We start from the raw sequence: 18519 nt of genomic DNA on the forward strand, positions 1-18519 counted from the left end.
TTCTCACTCCTTTCCCTTTATAATTTCAATGGAGCCGTCCATGATTTTTTCCTGTAAACCGCTCAACATTTCTTCTTCCGCTGGCGATAGTTCCATGATTCGTACAGGAGCTAACGCAACCCCTTCTTCTTTTAACCCTAATTCAATATGCTGTTCTTTTACTTCACCTGTTTCAACTAATTGCTTAGTCACATTAAATACAGCGACATCGACTCTTTTCAGCATGGAAGAAACGATCGCTTTTTCTGCCAAAAAGTATTGGTCGCTATCAACCCCAAAACCATGCTTTCCTTGGTCTTGCACTTCTTGAAGAACACCGACTCCTGTAAATCCAGCTGCTGGATAAATAAAGTCTGCCTTCTGGCTAATCATCGTTTTTGCTATTTCTCGACCTAACTGGTCATCTCCAAAATCATCAGCAAACTGTGACAGAACTTCCGCATCAGGATTGGCTTCCTTTACTCCGGCTATGAATCCTTGTTCAAACTTTCGAATAAGCGGTACATCCATTCCGCCGACAAACCCAACCACATTGCTTTTCGTTTTCATACCAGCAAGAACCCCTATTAAAAACGAGCCTTCTTCTTCTTTAAACGTTAAAGAATGAACATTTGGCACTTCAGATACACCGTCAATTAAAAGAAACGGTTGATTTGGATACTTTTTTGCTACCGTTTCAAGTGCTTCTTGCATCGCAAATCCAAGTCCAATAATGAGGTCATTTTTTTGCTTGACGAGTTCTTCCAAGCCATTCTCGTATGTACCCGTTTCCGCTAGCTCCCTATAATCAAACGAGACGTTCAGTTCATTTCGCGCTTTTTCAAGTCCATCAAACCCAGCATCAGAAAAAGACTGATCCCCCAGTCCGACGTCAGACAACATAATCCCTACCTTCACTCTTTTTGGCTCTTCTTCTGTAGAAGATGCCGTTCCGCTGCAAGCAGAAACAACAGCGATGAACATCATGAGCAGTATGGAAAAAGAAAAGTTTTTCATACTTGTTCTCCCTTCTAGACATGCGTTAATCATCATAGTGATTCTATTTTTATTATCGGAACTTTAAGTGAAGAATGAAGGTAAAGATGATAGACAACTTTTGGAAAACTGTTTCTCTCCCATGAAAAAGCTGGACATGTGATATCACGTCCAGCTTCTGTTATTTATTTCCCTTTTGTTGGTCGATGAACAGGGCGATAGATTCTTTTCATAAATTTACCAATCAAATGAGGAAGGATATAGTAACGCCTGTAATTAAGAGCTTTAATTAAGGCATATTGCTCTTCTGCAGATAAATTCCAATCAGAGGGAATAAATGAGAGAATTTCTTCGAGGAGCTGTGTTGGAATGGATTGAATAATTTTAATCTGTGCTTTAAAGTCCGCTTCCTCCTCAATAAATGACGCCATCAGTTGATGTGTGGCACTTTCCAGCACCTGATGAGGCAAATTTTCTAAATCATTAATGGTCCAAGAGAATGACCCTAATATTTCGGCATGATCAATGGCCCAAAGTTGATAGTTTCCTATTGTCATTTCTTCCAGCAAAATATTTTTTCGTGTCCGATCTGTATTGCATAACCAGTAGTCAAACACGATAATACGAGCAAGGTCCGCCGTATTGGAGATTTGGATAACGCCGGCTTCATGACCATTTAAGCTGCCCTTTACATATCGACTCGCAAACTGCTTTGTCGTATACTCTGCTTCCCCTCTATCTGGAATGGCTGAAACAAACGACTCTGGCATGTCAATTAAGTAAGAGTAAGGAACAGGTAAGGCTAAATAACGAGCCAGGCAATAAGCAAGCCACTCATTCACAAGTGCTTTATGTTCCTTTCTTTTATACAGTTTCACGACATAATCATATCCGTCATCAAATGTAATCAGATGCGCGTTATTCGTTTTACTAGCAAAGAGACCTCGATAAGTTAAAGGCTTCATTTCTCTTTCCTTCCCGTGACATCGCGAAGGATGTCCATATACTTCTCAGCACAGTGAGAGAGAGAAAACATCTTTTCCACCCGTTTTTTAGCTCTTCTGGATAGCTTTTCATAGGCATTCGGATAGTCGATAATTTCGTAAATTTGTTCCGCTGCTCCTCTGACGTAATCTTCTTGAAACAAATAACCAGTTTTACCATGAGCGATAATCTCTGGCATTGAAGAGACATTGGGAGCAACAACTGGAACACCGCAAGCCATCGCTTCAATAAACGTATTCCCAAATGATTCTGCACGGGTTGTCGCAATTGTGCAACCACCTGAATGTTTAATTTTAGCATAAATGTGCGGCATTTCCTGATAAGGAACAACCGGAAGCCATTGAACAATATCTGTTAATTGACGCTGTTTCCACTCTTGCTCGAACACTTCACGCTCAACGCTTTTCGCGCCACCTATCAACCAAAATTCGATATCGTCTCTTTCGTTTTTCACAAATTCGGCGATATCTAGAAATAAACGCCAATTTTTCCGAACATCCAATCGGCCGATGTAAGCAACAATTTTTTTACCGCCGGGCAATTTTGGTTCGTGATCCATATGAATCTTTTCTCGTTCTAACGGATAGAAAAAGGAAGTATCGACACCGTTATGAATCACATCAATCGGTATCGGACGGTCAATTAAAATAGACAAGACTCTTTTTTGATGTTGTGACGGCACAATAAATAGTTGCGGAGAAATCTTTTCGTGTCCTTTCAAATTACGCTTTAGTTTTACGATTTCAGGTGTCCGTGCTTCAATAATAATCGGACCATCATAACCGACTTCCTCTAGCCAATCATAAGCTTGGCTTGTATCAACAACAACAATGGCGTCATATTGATTATCACGGATAATACGATGAATCTCCTGCTTGTCTTTCGTTAAATAAACAGGCGCCACATCTTTCACCATATGCATCCCGCCAAGGTCTTTACAGTAAAGGAATTCTATGTCGATTCCATGCTGTTTAAAGTAAATGGCTCGATTACGCCAACCGGCATTCACTCCTCCCACGGTTAACAAACGCCAAATTACTAAAATCTTCATCCTCTTCACTTCCTTATCCAGCTTCCCCCATCTCATCGGATTCCTTTTTTTCTTTTTCTCTTTCTTCCTTCACAACTTTTGCCATAAGATTTTTCAGCTGTTTATAATATGCGTCCCGACCTTTTGATGTTAATAATTGCATCGCTTGCTTATCAATTGAGTCAAAATGAAGGTCTTTTTGTTTATTTTGCAGCTGATGATACAATTCTCTTGATACGGTTTCCATTTGGATGTAATGCTTCCATTCACTGTAAAGATCAGGCGCCATCTCCTGCACATGATTCATAAACACTGCTTTATACTCTTCTCCTAAACTTTGCAGAAGCTTTCTCGGAAACGGATATACCCGATTTCTCCATACCGTTCTCCCTACATCAATAACTTTTAATGACCCATCATCTTGAAGAAAGATTTGTCTTTTATGATGATCAATTCGCTCATATCCAATTTGTTTAAACACAATTAACATCTGAATCAATTGGTACGAAAGTTCTTTTGTAAGTGGATTTGTTTGTAAATATTCACGCAAGTCGACCCCGTATACCATTTCCATCACAATAAAATTGTCGCCTTTGCAATATACGTTCGGTATTAGCGCTGTGTCTTTGCCGAGTGAAAGGGCGAAATACTCCCGTTCACAATCCTCCTCTTCTCCATAAACTTTCATACACCACTCATGATTGATTTTAAACACAGCACCTTGTCTTCCCTTTCCAATCATCTGAAGCGAAGAGTCGTTTTGCACAATAACATCTTCATTCTCCACCGTTTGAACGTGAATCTTCTCTACTTTCTTTTCTATTTTTTCACAATTCAATTTTCATCCCCCAATTCTATTTTTTCATATTTTTTAGATTAGACAGTGAGAATGCATTTTCCCCTCCATGTCTCTCTTGTCTTATCACGTTTTAATATATTAAATGAATAATTATAGGATTTTGAAACGGCTATTCGTACAAGTTTATCCTTTTTGTAAAAAAAAGGTTAATCATTTGTAAATTTTTCTACTCACTATGATGTAGACATGCAAAGCTCCCTAGACTTTAGCGAATGCCTCAAGATGTCTAAAGAATCATTTATCCCCCCTCTCCTCACACGAAGAAATATCGAAAGAGTAAGTAAAATATATAATAAAAAAACTGGTGGAACAGAAATGCATAATTTCTGTTCCACCAGTTTTTTATTGAAGCATGACATCCAGTATGTTGCTCCTTTAGGATCATTAATGAGCCGGTTCTGATTGTTCTTCTACAAAAGATTTTGTATGTTCAACATCCTGTCCTGCTTTTATCATCAATTCATATTGACGTAACCTTAACTCAAATAAAGTAAGCGGGTCATAATAAGCCTCTGGATTCTCTTTCATCTCATGTAGTAATTCCTCTCCGTCTTGAATCTCTTGACGGGCCCTTACTTCCATATTTTGCAGCGTGATGGAAGGTTGTTTGAAGAATAGATGGATATCAACTTGCAACGCCTTTTCAAATAAATCGAGCTGTACAAAAAACTTGCTAATGATTGAATCCGTAATATCTTCATACGTTTCACTTTCTAAATACTTTTTATATTGGCTTTGAAGCAATGTTTTATTTTGCGGAATAGCTCCTAATAACTTTCCTGCACTTTTCAATAGAAATTGCGTCGGCTTAAAGCGAAGTAAAATATTCTCTTCTTCTATTCCAACTCTACTTGTCATTCGATTAGCATCTCTGCGCCAATCATCGAGTACTTTCAAATCGCACTCCAGCTTCATATTTTGATCTTCATAGATTCCGTTAAAAGTCTCGCTCATTTCAGTTAAATACGCTTGAGCCTGATATAACTCATCGCTCGATTGTTCAAGCCACGTTTCAATGGAACGACATAACTTCGGAACAATCTCTTCTTGTACATATAATTGAAGCCGTTCATTCATTTTTTCGTTTAACTCTACGTCAATATTTCGCATGTCACTCTCTTCATCCACTAAATCTGAACAGCCATGAAGAATGATTGGGATGTTTTCAGCCATCTCCTGTTCCAACTGTTCTGTAATTTTACGATAAGCATTCGTAATGATGCGCGTCTTTTCCAATTCCAAGTCACTAACCGTATTCATAAATCCATTTAATCTCACTACGATATCTTCATTCTGTTTAATAGAATCAATCAATCCTTTTTCCCGTTCCATTCTCTTTTTAAAGAGATGTGTTAATGTTTCGCGTATGAGCAATAACAGCTTTTCAGTCCGTTTTGCCTCTAAATCATCCGAACTCATATTAAAGTGCGAACTCATAAACTGTCCTAGATGACTGAGTTGCTGTCTAATAGCATAAATAGAAGAATACGGTAACAGGCGGGCATTAGGGAAATAAGCCTGAACCTTGGCGGTTGCCTCATCGATAAGTTTCATGGCTTCTGCATCATCGCCCACTACATCCATTTTGTTTAATAGAAAATGAACAGGTATATGTGGAGCATAGTGTCGCAAATCTAGTAAAGCATCACGGTCGGTATCTGTAAATGGCTCATTTGCATCAAGCAATACTAATAATCCATCAGCTAGAGACACATACTTAAGCACTTCTTTTTCAGACAGCCCCTTCTCGCTCCAGCCTCTTGCATCGATAAAGGAATACCCGTGCTCTTTTAAAAAGCGGGATGGTGTTTGTAATTCAATGAAGCTATCCATTGTGGTCAACCTTTGACTCCTGCCATCTTGGTTATCACTACTTTTCGTTTCCTTGATCTCTTGACTGAACAGGTCGAAGCTTTGCTCCTGTTCACCATGTTTGATCATAACGGTCTGACCAGAAGCTCCTAATCGGTTTTCTCCAAGTACAGAGTTGACGAATGCCGATTTCCCTACTCCAGAAAAACCTGCTACTAAAATATTTGTACGGCTCATATCAGCTAAATTCCGAACTCGCCAACTAAATACATCCGCCATTTCCAACTCTTGTGCTTTTGTCCATTTTATAATGGAATCGCAAAGCGTCATCGCATAACTAAATCCATCTATATTTGTGTTGCTGTTGAAGATGAGGGTCTGCGCTTCTTTTACAGTTGATGCATTTAAAGAAGCTGGGAACATTTCGTTCCATGCAAAGATTGCTGTCGAAGCAAGTAACGCACGAGATGCGTCTACCGATCTTAGCCAGTTCGTCAACAGATGCGGGATCACTTCATGCAGTTCTGCCAATAAATAATCGCCTTCCATCAATCGAGAAAACGTTTCTTCACACATCGCTGCAATATCAGGCCAAGTATGGCGCACTTCCATCTCCACATTTAATAAAATATCATTTATCATCTTCACCCATGACAGGTAGCTTTCTTCTCCTTCATAGCTATGCCAAAGAGTACTCACTACTCGCTCAAAATAAGCATGATCTGCCTTATAAAGAGTAAATAATACTTGATAAAAATAGTTAGGAGTCAATTGTTTCGTATAGCCGTTCTCAATATACATGTGGAGTGCGTCGAACCACTTCGATGACTCTGTACGAATTGCTTCATGAACGGCAAGCTCAATCGCACTATTCCAATCTTTTCGTTCTTCATAAAAAGTGCGCGCCAATACTGTGATATGTCCATAATCCGGATAAAGAGCCACAAGCTTTTTTATGACGTCATAAGCACGATCTGGTTGATGTTGCTCTAAGTATAAAGAAAATAATTGTAAACCGGTTTCCGCGGCAAGCATATGAGACTCTGCCTCGATGTTAGAATAGATGTCTTCAGCTACCTCCAGCAATCCCATTTCATAGTAGGCGTCTCCCATATTTTTGCGCGCCCATAATTCAAGTTCTCCATGAACATTCTCCCATTTAAAAATGGCTGCTTCATAGTCTTTATGGTGGTAATAAACTTCCCCTTGCGCAAAGCGGATCGCACTTAAATCATACAGTTCTTTTCGCTGTTCAGCTAAACTTGCTTCTCCAAGTATTTCAATTGGATGCCGTGTTTCTTCTTGTATCCAAGACTCGTAATATCGTTTTTTTATTAATTGATTCTCTAATGTCATATTCATCCTCCGTTATCTATATCCATCTACTTAGAAAATTTGACATAACTAAAAGACGGTCATGTCGAACTTCCTAAACCTTTGAGGGATTGTTCAAGTAGTTTGTAGCACTGATTGCGAATCTCTTCCGATGGAATGATGCATGTGGAGTTATAAAGTGGGGTATATATTGTTTTACCCGTAAAGCAAACGTTTTAAAACAAAAAAGATGAGTAGATCTTGCTTGCCCATTTGCAGAAAAACTTCACACCTTTATTAAAAGGATTCATATTTTTTATTATGAACATTTGCGAGATGTTAAACATGCTATCTATAACATTCATTAATACAAACATTTTTTTGAGGGTCATGATGAAAATTGACATCTCTTCTTGTCTTATAATATCAAAACGCCAGTATAAAGAAGCACCGGCGTTTTAATTAAGTATTAGAGACAAGATTGGAAGTATGTAAGATGTCCACACTTGAGTTCAAAAAATCCAGCAACTGATGAGCATCTAACGGCTTACTAATATAGTAACCTTGTAGTACATCACACTGATAATATTTGAGCAAATCAAATTGACGTTTTTCTTCAATGCCTTCTGCTACTACCTTTAAACCTATATTATGGGCAAGGTGGATAATACTTTTAATTACTTTGCTATGCTTTTCAGAATGCAGCATAGAATCCACGAAAGTTTTATCAATTTTCACATAGTCAATCGGTAAACTATTCAAATAATTTAATGATGAATAACCCGTTCCGAAGTCGTCCAAATATAGATCTAACTGCAGTTCTTTTAATTCATCTAGTTTTTGTATGTTTAAATCAAACGACTCCATAACGGCCGTTTCTGTGATTTCTAATTCAATCCACCGGGGATTCACTGCTGTCTCGGTTATAATCTGCTTTACATGGTTAACAAAATCTTTTTGCATAATATGAGCCGCTGAAATGTTAACCGATATTTTAATTTCATATTCTAATTGATCGTTCAATTGTTTGGCAAACAAACAGGCATTTTTGAGCACCCATTTATCGATGCTTGCGATGAGACCTGTTTCCTCTGCAACCTTAATAATTTTAAGCATGGAAAAGTCCTTCAATAGCGGCGTACTGCATCGTAACAAAGCCTCAATACTCGAAGCTCGATTATCAGCTAAATGATATAAAGGCTGATAATTTAAGTGGAATTCATCATTTTTTAAAGCCTGCCTTATTCCTTTTTCTATCATGACCTTTTCTTTAATATCTTGTTGAATGCTTTCGTCAAACATTTTATAGCCATTTTTCCCTTGCGCTTTTGCACCGTACATCGCCATATCTGCATTCTTCAGCAATTCTTCTGCGCTGGTGCCATGATTAGGGTACAGCGCAATTCCCATACTTCCTGTTACATTATGATTCATCGAATTGATTACGACGGGTTTTTCCAGCAGTGCTAAAATGCTTTTAGCAATATGATCAATTTCATCAAGAGAAGCAATGTTATCGACGAGAATAATAAATTCGTCGCCCCCTATACGTGCTGCTTTATCAACGTGTGAAAGCGCATCGAACCGTCGAGCCATCTCTCTAATAAGCTGATCGCCTGTCGAGTGTCCCATTGTATCATTAATAATTTTAAAATTATCCAAATCAATGAAAATAACGGCCTTATACCCCGACGTGTCGGTTCCTTCATCCGTAATGTTCGTTAGCAACTCTACTAAACTGCGTCTATTTAACAACCCTGTCAGCTCGTCATATGAAGCAAGATGTAATATCTTTCGCTCATTTTCTTTCAATGCCTTCTGTGACTCTTTTAATTCTTCATATTGAGATCTTAGCTTTTCTTTCGCGTTCTTCAGTTGAATATTTGAAATGGTCAATTCATAATCACGCTTTTTGATGCTTTCAATCATGCTGTTAAAACCTTTGGCTAAGCTGTTAATTTCCTCATACCGTTTAATTTCAGCATGCACATTGTAATCCCCATTTTCCGCCAACTTCATTAAAGAGACAAGCTTTTCTAATGGAGCAATCCCTCTCAATGCCGCCACATACGCAATAGCGCTGAACAACAATAAGCAACAAACGCCGATAAAAAGAACAGGAAAGTGAACTTCCCACACTTTATCAAAAATTTCTTGTTTATCAATCGCGGTCACAACGAACATACCGTTTTGATCAATCGTATCCGATTTTAAATAGTAATCTCGCCCCCAAAGCTCATAATCCGTCTGTTCCTTACTCGTTAATGCCATCATTTTTTCCAAGTTCCCATCGAACACTGGCTTTCCAATCATGTAATCATCTTGATTGGCGATAATGGTTCCGCTTCTGCCTGCCAATATGACAAATCCATCTTCCCCAATGGCTGAACGGCTAATAAATTGACTAATGGTTGACACATCAAAATGAACCGCCAATACGCCAAGAAATGGCCCGTCTGAATCTGTCACTTCTTGAACAGCAGTGGTAGTAATCTTTTGGGTATGATAATCCAAGTAAGGTTCCGTCCACACAACCCTGCCTTTGTTCTCTTTTCCAGCTATATACCAGTTTCGTTCTCTCGGATCATAATTAGAAGACACCTTCATCTCTGAGCTCATATATACATGTCCGTTTGCTGTACCGAATTCAATATTTCGACTATGGGGAACGGTCTTTTGAATCATCTGAAGCAAACGGCTTGTATCACGAATATAATTTGACTCAGTGCCTGCTCGTATCATTTCTGGTGATTGAGCTAGCTGCCCTATCGCATTTTCAGCACTTTCAAACTGATGTTCAAATTCATGAATCGTATGCTCAAGAACGAGTTCCGACTCATTAAAATATTTCTTCTCAATACTTTCTTTCGTATTCACGAAAGAGGCATAGCCAAATATAGAGATGGTGACGATACATACGATTAAAATTAAGATCGTTGCCCGAAACTTTACACTATTGACCCCCAAGCAATTTTCCTCCTTTGTGCAGCACGTTCAATATTAATTTCCTGTTAAGAAATAACGTTCAATAAAGCGCTCTCCTAAAATGGTTGCCATATTTCTTGTCGTATTATATAAGCTATCGTCAAACGTTACATAATGCTTAATATTACGATCAAAAGTATTCATCGCCTCCGGTGCCTCTTCATGAATCGAAAGCATGACTTGTTGAAAATCAACTTTCAACTGCTCGTCTAAATCCGCTCGAGCAACGAATGGAGATCCTGGGATTCCCTCAGATTTCCATAAAATATGAAAATCATTTTCTTGTATTAATCCTTCTCCAATAAGGCGCTTAAAGGCAATTTCTCCAACAGCTCCCGCGTCAACGTTTCCACTTAATACATTTGAAGGCACAGCATCATGAGAGCCTGCGTACATTACTTGCTGAAAATATTGCTTGTAGTCAATGTCTCTGCTTTTAAATAATGCATATGGCACGACAAAACCAGACGTCGACCCTCGATCAACAAAAGCAAATGTTCTGCCCTTTAAATCTTCAATGGTTTTAATAGGAGAATTTTGCTTCGCGATAATTAACGAGCAATATGAAAGCCCTATCTCTTTCCTGTATTCTAACACCATTGGTTCCAACTCAACTTTTTGTTGGGCGGCAATATAAGAAAATGCGCCATACCAGCCAATATCTACTTGTTGATTTTGCATTGCTTCAATTAATCCTTGATAGTTTTTTGGAACGATAACTTCTACCGAAACTCCCATTTCCCGTTCCAGATGCTTGCGCATCGGTTCAAAATTCTTCTTTAGTTCTTCACTTTCTTGAACGGGAATGAGTCCGATTGTTAAACGAGGAGAAGAAGGGTCACATGCATTGAGTAGCGCTATGATACAACTTATAAAAATAAGAAGTAATAATTTCTTTTTCATGTCTTACCTCCATATGGACATCGACATTTTTATACACATCTAATACTATTTATCGAAACACCTTATTTTATATCGTACACTTATGATGGTTATTCCACTCTAATTTTTAGACATTTTTCGACAGTTCTCTTTTTTTCTAAAAAGAGGTTCCTTAGCGTGTCACTAAAAAAGGATAATTCTGCTTGTATGAACAACATACTTGCAAAATCATCCTTTTAAAAGAACACTTACCACTTATATTTTATTAACCGTTTTGCCTCAAGATTAGATTTTGAATTTCGCTATTTCCTGCTGCAACTCGACAGACATTCTCGCGAGCTCTTCTGTCGCATGTGATACTTGCTCCATAACAGCTGACTGTTGCTGTGTGGCAGCAGACACGTTTTGGGCACTGCCATCATTTATGACAGCAATTTCACTAACCGATTGAACAATGTCTTTCATTTGTTTCGTTTCATTGACAACTTTGACGATTGAATCATACATTTCCCCCGTCAACTCGGTTACGCCATCAATGGACTTGGAAATCTCTTTAAAAGCCCGTCCCGTGCGTTCTACAACTTTTATTCCAGATTCAGTCGACTTGGTACTTTCATTCATCACGTTAACTGAATCCTCAATCCCTTTTTGAATTTCTTGAATAAGTGAGTTTACCTCTCCTGATGCTCGACTGGACTGTTCTGCGAGCTTTCGGACTTCTTCGGCCACAACCGCAAAGCCTTTTCCATGCTCTCCAGCCCGTGCTGCTTCAATCGCGGCATTTAAAGCTAATAAATTCGTTTGAGCAGCAATATTGGTAATCATCGAAATGATTTCTTCAATTTTTTGAGATTTTTCATTCAATTCATGAATGGTACCCGATGATTCAATCACTTGATGATGGATTACATTCATTTGTTGAATAACTTCTTCCACATACTCGTTTCCTTCATGAGCTAAACCAGCATTTTCAGCTGTCGCGTGCTTCATCTTTTTAATGTTTTCTGAAATGATGCCCATTTGTTCGTGAATATCTTGTGTTCCTTCATTCAGCTGATCCACATAATTATTTTGCTCGCTATTGTTATTGGCGACTTGCTGAATCGAACTAGCTACTTCTGTAATAGATTTGTTTGTTTCTTCTGCACTCGCTGACAGTTCTTCGGCTGTGGCAGCGAGACTTTGGGAGTTGGCATTAATTGATATCATCATGTCACGCATATTTTCCAGCGCCTTATTATAATGCTGTCCCATCACGCCTATTTCATCGTTTGACGAATCGGTAATCGATCTAGTTAAATCACCTTGAGCTAAAAACGAGAAGTTATGAGCATAATTTTCCATCCGTTTTCCCATTTTCGAGCTAAAGAAGAAAATGACGACAGCCGATAATCCAATAATTATCACCGTCACAATAATAGACTTCTTCATAAGCTGCTGGATACCCGCATAAATCTCTTCAGCAGGGGCAAGGGCTGCCAGTTTCCAGTCTGTTTCCTCAAATGAAGAATAAAAAACTTGCCACTCTTTACCGTCAATCGTGACGAACTGTGCCCCCTCTGCTTGGTTGTTCATTGCTTCTCCAAGCCCCGGCAAAACCGTATCGACCGTCACCGATTCATTCATTACCATGTCACTGTCTTTATGGGCAATAAACTGATCATTTTCTCCTGCCATAAATAGATAGCCCGATCGTTCAAACGTTTCTTCCGCAATCATCTGCTGAATCGATGATAAGTCATAATCCGCCGTCACTACTCCGACAAATTGTCCATTTTGATGAATTGGAACAGCGGCTGTTATCATTGTAATCCCCGTCGTTTCGTCATAATAAGGTTCGGTCCAGGCAGACGCTCCTGCTTCTGCCCCTTTTCCTGCTTTATACCAATCCGTGTTCGGATAATTATATTCATCAGTTTCATAGTCTTCCGTGTACATCAGATTACTACCATCTTTGTATACATATGGCCCAAAATACTTGAGTTCTTTATCATATGCAAAAGGTTCCAACCAAATTCCTGCCCCTAGTGTATGTTCATTAAGAGGAACCATTTTTTCAATGACCTTTTGATAGTCTTGCTTAGTCAAAGAGTTCCCTTTAGCCTGATACATAGCACCAATTCCTTGGGCGACACGTTGATGGGATTGAAACTCTCCTTCTAAACGTTCAGCAACGTAATTCAAACTTGCATTCACTCGTTGTTGTGTTCCTTCTGTCACTTCATTTTTCGCTGTGCGAAAGTCTAACATCGTAATCGACACTGACGTAATCATTACGATGGGAAGAAATAAAAGTAGTAACTGCATTTTCATACTGCTGAAGCCTTTTATGCCTTTTACCTTTTTCCTGTTTTCTTTTATCGCTTTCCTTTTCAATGGCAATGATGTTTTAAGCATACGACATAAAACGCTCCTTTTCGACTTTTTTCAACCTCAAGCATAACAAAAATTTGTTAATGTTATGTTAAGAAATTAATAATTCGCTATCAAAGTTAAGAACCTCATTTAGCATCTTGTTCAAAAATTGGACTGAAAAAGGTTTATTGATGTTTAATGTTTACACCAATAAACCTTTTTGCTTTTTCTTACTCAAATTTCCTCACAAAACTACGTTTTTTCAAAACATCCTATGTCTTTAATTCTTCCAAGAATGAAGAAATTGCTCGAATTCCCGTTTGCCAAGCGGTTTACTAAATAAATAACCTTGCATTTGGTAGCATCCATGCTTTACTAAAAATTCTTTTTGATGCTCTTCCTCTACACCTTCCGCTACAACTTGCAGACGAAGACCTCTAGCTAAGTTAATAACCGCTTCTGGAATTTCAACATTCTCATAATCCGCTGTAATGCTTTGAATAAACGAACGATCAATTTTCAGACAATTGATTGGCAATGTTTGTAAGTAACTTAACGAAGAATAGCCCGTTCCAAAATCGTCAATGGAAATTGCAATTCCATATTCTTGTAAATCTTTTAAAGCTTTAATCGTTTGCTCAGAATTAAAAAGTAACGTACTCTCCGTAATTTCTACTTCAAAATAGGTAGGTTCTAATTGACAAGCTGCCAAAATATCTTTTACTTGTTTCACCATCTGCTCAGGGTCTTGAAATTGTTTAGCGGAGAAGTTCACCGCAAGCTTGAGCGGATCACGTCGCTGTTCATTCCACTCGCTTACTTGTGAACAGGCGTTCTTCATCGCTAATTCCCATAACGGATGGATTAACCCTGTTTCTTCTGCAACCGGAATAAAGACGTCAGGCGAAATAAATCCAAGTTCCTCATCCGTCCATCTTAATAGCGCTTCAACTCCAATTAAAGCATTGGTGTTGGCATTTATTTTTGGCTGATAAAATACTTCGATTTCCTCTTTTTGAATTGCTTTTCTCAATCGTGCTTCTACCAGCAATTTATGTGCATTCTCTTTGTTAATTTCTTCATTATAGATGACGACCTGGTTACCACCTTGCTTTTTCGCAGCATACATCGCTATGTCGGCATACACCATAAGCGTATCTACGCTATCTGTATGTTCCGGATACAAGCTCATGCCACAGCTCGCACTTACATACACTTCATTTTCTTCTATAAAATAAGGTCGTTTAATATTGTTGATAATGGTTTCAGCTGCTGCCTGCATTTTGTCTATCTCAAGGTGAGTAAATAAAATAACAAATTCATCGCCGCCTTGTCTTGTCAGCACACCGTTTCCACTTGAAAGGCTGTTTTGGATTCGCTCAGACACAAGCTGGATTAATTGATCCCCTTTCGCATGTCCTAACGTGTCGTTTACATCTTTAAACCGGTCAATATCAATAAAGAGGACCGCAACCATACCGCCTGTTTGTTGAACATGATCAATGCTTTTATTTAATTCTTCTTGTAAATATCTTCGATTCGGTAACCCAGTAAGCGGGTCATGATATGCTTGAAATTCAATCACTTCTTGACTCTTTTTTAGATCACCGACAAACGTTTTCAACGAATTTGATAGTGCATTCACATTTTGCGTCAAGTGCCCGAGTTCGTCTTTTCGTTTTGATTCTAAATTTTTGCCAAAGTTTCCTTGAGCAATCTCATTCACTTGTTCCACAATGTAACCAATTGGCTTTGTAATGGAACGTGAAAAAATAAAACTCGTTATCAATACAATTAAAATAAATGGAATCGATAAGACAAGGTGCTGTAATAGCTCTTGGTTCAGTTCTTTCTCGATTAAACTATAATCATAGGTCAACCCGATAACATATGGTTCCTTCGTATCTGTACCGATTGGCACGAACGTTTTCTGTACCTTTTTACCATTCAACTGCTTAATATAACTTTGTTTCTCTCCCGTTTTCACAGCAGTTTGAACGAGTGATGCATCAAAGGATTGGTTGATATATTTGTATGTTCCATACCAAACTGGTTTATCGACTATTCGAACATACGTATTTCCATTGTTCATATGAACAATCTCGTCTTTTTGTCCAAAGCTATTTGGATTAAAGACGGTCAACTCCAAAACACCATCCAGCTTGTTTATAAAACGATCCATAACAGGAGTTGGTCCGAATTGCTCTTCATACTCTAATACTTGACTATCACGTAAATATGGATTGATAATAAAATTGGATGAGCCGTCGTGGTAATAGCCCCATTTATCTGTATGATTAGGGTTTGTGGCCGCAACCTCAATTGGACCTGTCCAATAGTTCGGTAAAGTTAATCCTTCTCCTACTGTAACGGGTGATAAATCAAAAAGCTGGTGAAAAGCATCGTACCAAAACTTCCATTCTTTTGTTGACATACCAATTTCATGCGGATCAGACGATTTAACACCAACAATGTCATCTTCCGTTTTTGCCAGTAAACTAATGTGAGAAATCATCAACTCATCCGCAAGTGTCCGTAATTGTTCATTAGTCACATCTTCATAGTTGGCTGGTAATGATTTTTGAGCAGCTATTGCAGCCGTACGCAGCTCTCTTCCAATAATATTTTCGACATATAGAGAGCCTTTTTTTGCATTCTCAACTTGATAAGATACTTCCTCTGTAATTAAGGCGATTTCTTTTTCATTATATTCCACTAATTTATGCTTCGATCGAACATAATGTAATGTATTATTGGCTATTAAAATACATAGCACTAACAAAGTAAAAATTAATGATAATTTATTCTTTATTGACAATTTTTCCATACCTCCCGCTGCAAGGAAACAGCTTGGCTTTTCGCTTCCACAAGCAGTAAAGCCTCCATAATAAAACATTGATAAAATACGGTGTATTAGAGGTTAGGTTTGATTTTCGACTTCCTTCAAAACATGTATTTCATACTAAATGAACTGAAAAACGTTATCTAACTTTGAAATTAAGAACATCAAAATTATCTAAACAAAGTAATGTATAAACAACCACTTCTGTTTCTACCGCATTTGCTATTATATCGGCAAATATCTCTTGAACGGACAGGGTCTTTTTACACATTTACAAGTATTTTTGACTTGGTAATAAATGACTCGAATACATACATAAATTGTTCAGGCTGATGAATATGCGCGACATGTCCCGCATTTTTCAGTTCTCTATATTCAACATGCGGGATATCGTGCTTCAAATTGAAAAGTGTTTCTTTATATAATTCATCATATTCCCCCATTACCCACAAAATGGGGGTTTTTATTTGCTGCAAAGCGCTTCTTGAATCAAACTGAAGCTGCAACTTTAACACTTTCTCAAAAACATTTGGATGCAGTAGTAATGCATTCTCAAAAAAGATAGCTTCTGAATCTTCGGGTATTTGGTTTTTATTTGGATTAAGCAAAGTAGCACATCGCCTTGTCCATACTTTATAATTCAATTGCTCTTTTTCTTTCAATAATTGAATCAGATGGGTTTGCAATGTTGAAGGAACGTTACAATAATAGCCTCCGACAAATATTAAACTCAATACCATATGAGGATACTTTTTAGCAAAAGCGATTGCGGGGATACAGCCAAAACTTAATGCACATAAATGAGCCTCTTTTATTCCATGTTCTACATATTGAGCATAAAGTTGTTCCAATAATAGCTCTAAAGAAAAGAATCCATCAGCCTCAGAGTGTTCCGGGCCGTAAAAATTATATGATATACAACAATACTGATTTCTTAATTGTTCTATTTCCGATTTAAATGCACTCTTATTTCCAACAATTCCATGCAAAAAGATGATGGTTTCTTTCATTTTTACCAGCCCTCTTTGTTATTTTAATGAACTTTTAAATACTGCTGTCAAAATAAACCATAAAAATAAAGGGACAACATTTGAAATCGTCAACTTCATTTTATTTTACAGCTTCACTGCCCATTTCTCTACCCTATTTCGACAATTACCACATAAAGATTCAGAAAAATACAAAAATTACCTTTTATGGTTTTTCATCTTATAAATGTGAGCAAATAAATGAAAATTTGGGAGCTGGAGATTTCTTCCCAATTAGATCATCTAAAACTTATCATTCAGCTACCTTTTATCTTCAATCGTCATTGTTAAGTGCAATCAATATGATAATGAAAAATTCAATTAACAGCATCACAAGTATAAATTTACATATTTTTACACATGTGGTTAATTGTCATATTACACACGTTTACTACATAAGGAATTATATATACCTTTCAACGTATAAGTTGGAGCGTGAAGCCATGTAATGAAAAATGTTTATCCATTCACTTTTCTCATCCTATTACTTTCTATTGCTTTATTCTTTCGCTTTTTCATCTCTTTTCCTCATGACATAGAAACGAATAGCCTGGAATTTCCACATGACTCACACACGCAAAATACAACCGAAACAAAAACGCTGACGAAGACTGACAGTTGTACAGAAGATGGTGCTGAAGAATGGAGTGATACAGAAATATTACATCAAACCGAATGGGAATTAGTTTGGCAAGATGAATTTGAAGGGAATTGCCTAGACATTGACAAGTGGAATGTCGAAGATTGGGCTGCAGAGAAAAACAACGAATTACAATATTATTCTCCTACGAACGTTAAAGTTACAGATGGTGTTTTAAAGCTCATTAGTAAAAAGGAAACGTTTAAAGGGAGAGAATATACATCTGGGGCTGTTCATACACAAGGGAAATTCGATTTTTTATATGGAAAAGCAGAAATGAGGGCTAAACTCCCCGCAGGACAAGGGATATTTCCCGCTTTTTGGATGATGACCGCTAAAGAAAACATTTGGCTACCAGAGATTGATATTATGGAAATGCTTGGCCACCAGCCTGATGAAATTTGGATGGTTTCGCATTGGCTTAACGATAACGGAACGTTAAAGAGTGATTCACATTCTTTTAAAGGTCCGGATTTCTCTCAAGACTTTCATATTTTCAGTATCGAATGGGATTCAACTTCCATTAGGTGGCGAATTGACGGGATAGAACAATTTCGGACCGATCAATACGTCCCACGTGAAAACATGTACTTATACTTAAATACGGCAGTTGGCGGTAATTGGCCTGGGTCACCGGACGATACAACCATTTTTCCTGTTTACTATGAAATTGACTATGTAAGGGTGTTCAAAAATAATCAAAAGGAACGCTACTGATTTCGTTTGTTTCTATTTCCCACCTTATTTGTTCTTTATTAAGAATAAACATACCATCTAGTTTCCTTAAAACGA

At 37.8% G+C, this 18519-nt stretch carries 11 protein-coding genes and 1 pseudogene; 1 reads left to right on the forward strand and 11 read right to left on the reverse strand.

Going from position 1 to position 18519, the window contains the following annotated elements:
- Positions 1 to 3: 3 nt before the first annotated feature.
- The 11 genes and pseudogenes from ACXAEO_RS17085 to ACXAEO_RS17135 form a co-directional block, all read right to left on the reverse strand.
- Entirely contained in the window at positions 4 to 996 is a 993-nt protein-coding gene (locus tag ACXAEO_RS17085) for a BMP family lipoprotein (protein ID WP_474883231.1), read from the reverse strand.
- A gap of 164 nt (positions 997 to 1160) precedes the next feature.
- A complete protein-coding gene (locus tag ACXAEO_RS17090; protein WP_474883232.1) occupies positions 1161 to 1940 on the reverse strand; it encodes a HipA family kinase in 780 nt (259 codons plus the stop codon).
- Positions 1937 to 3031 carry a glycosyltransferase family 4 protein gene (locus ACXAEO_RS17095; protein ID WP_474883233.1) on the reverse strand — a complete coding sequence of 365 codons (1095 nt, stop codon included), beginning with the start codon at positions 3029 to 3031 and terminating at the stop codon, positions 1937 to 1939. Before ACXAEO_RS17095 ends, ACXAEO_RS17090 begins: the two co-directional genes overlap by 4 nt.
- 13 nt (positions 3032 to 3044) lie before the next feature.
- Positions 3045 to 3848 carry a hypothetical protein gene (locus ACXAEO_RS17100; protein WP_474883234.1) on the reverse strand — a complete coding sequence of 268 codons (804 nt, stop codon included), beginning with the start codon at positions 3846 to 3848 and terminating at the stop codon, positions 3045 to 3047.
- A 405-nt stretch (positions 3849 to 4253) separates the two neighbouring features.
- Positions 4254 to 7037 (reverse strand): GTP-binding protein, encoded by a 2784-nt coding sequence (locus tag ACXAEO_RS17105; protein WP_474883235.1) that lies wholly within the window; start codon positions 7035 to 7037, stop codon positions 4254 to 4256.
- 420 nt (positions 7038 to 7457) lie between these two features.
- Complete coding sequence (locus ACXAEO_RS17110; RefSeq protein WP_474883236.1) at positions 7458 to 9962, reverse strand: bifunctional diguanylate cyclase/phosphodiesterase; 2505 nt, start codon at positions 9960 to 9962, stop codon at positions 7458 to 7460.
- A gap of 33 nt (positions 9963 to 9995) precedes the next feature.
- On the reverse strand, positions 9996 to 10883 hold the full coding sequence (locus tag ACXAEO_RS17115; RefSeq protein WP_474883237.1) for a phosphate/phosphite/phosphonate ABC transporter substrate-binding protein: 888 nt from the start codon (positions 10881 to 10883) through the stop codon (positions 9996 to 9998).
- Between the two features lie 264 nt (positions 10884 to 11147).
- Positions 11148 to 12083, reverse strand: coding sequence for a methyl-accepting chemotaxis protein (locus tag ACXAEO_RS17120; RefSeq protein ID WP_474884257.1), 936 nt, complete (start codon positions 12081 to 12083; stop codon positions 11148 to 11150).
- Between the two features lie 3 nt (positions 12084 to 12086).
- Positions 12087 to 13259, reverse strand: a pseudogene (locus ACXAEO_RS17125) (PDC sensor domain-containing protein); the annotation flags it as partial.
- A gap of 238 nt (positions 13260 to 13497) precedes the next feature.
- Positions 13498 to 16035, reverse strand: a complete 2538-nt coding sequence (locus ACXAEO_RS17130) for a putative bifunctional diguanylate cyclase/phosphodiesterase (protein WP_474883238.1) — start codon at positions 16033 to 16035, stop codon at positions 13498 to 13500.
- Between the two features lie 287 nt (positions 16036 to 16322).
- On the reverse strand, positions 16323 to 17069 hold the full coding sequence (locus tag ACXAEO_RS17135) for an alpha/beta fold hydrolase (protein ID WP_474883239.1): 747 nt from the start codon (positions 17067 to 17069) through the stop codon (positions 16323 to 16325).
- A 466-nt stretch (positions 17070 to 17535) separates the two neighbouring features.
- On the opposite strand from ACXAEO_RS17135, the gene ACXAEO_RS17140 reads away from it, so the two are divergent.
- Positions 17536 to 18444, forward strand: a complete 909-nt coding sequence (locus tag ACXAEO_RS17140; RefSeq protein ID WP_474883240.1) for a glycoside hydrolase family 16 protein — start codon at positions 17536 to 17538, stop codon at positions 18442 to 18444.
- The last annotated feature ends 75 nt before the right edge of the window (positions 18445 to 18519 follow it).

Source organism: Bacillus sp. ABA4_010, from assembly GCF_056159105.1.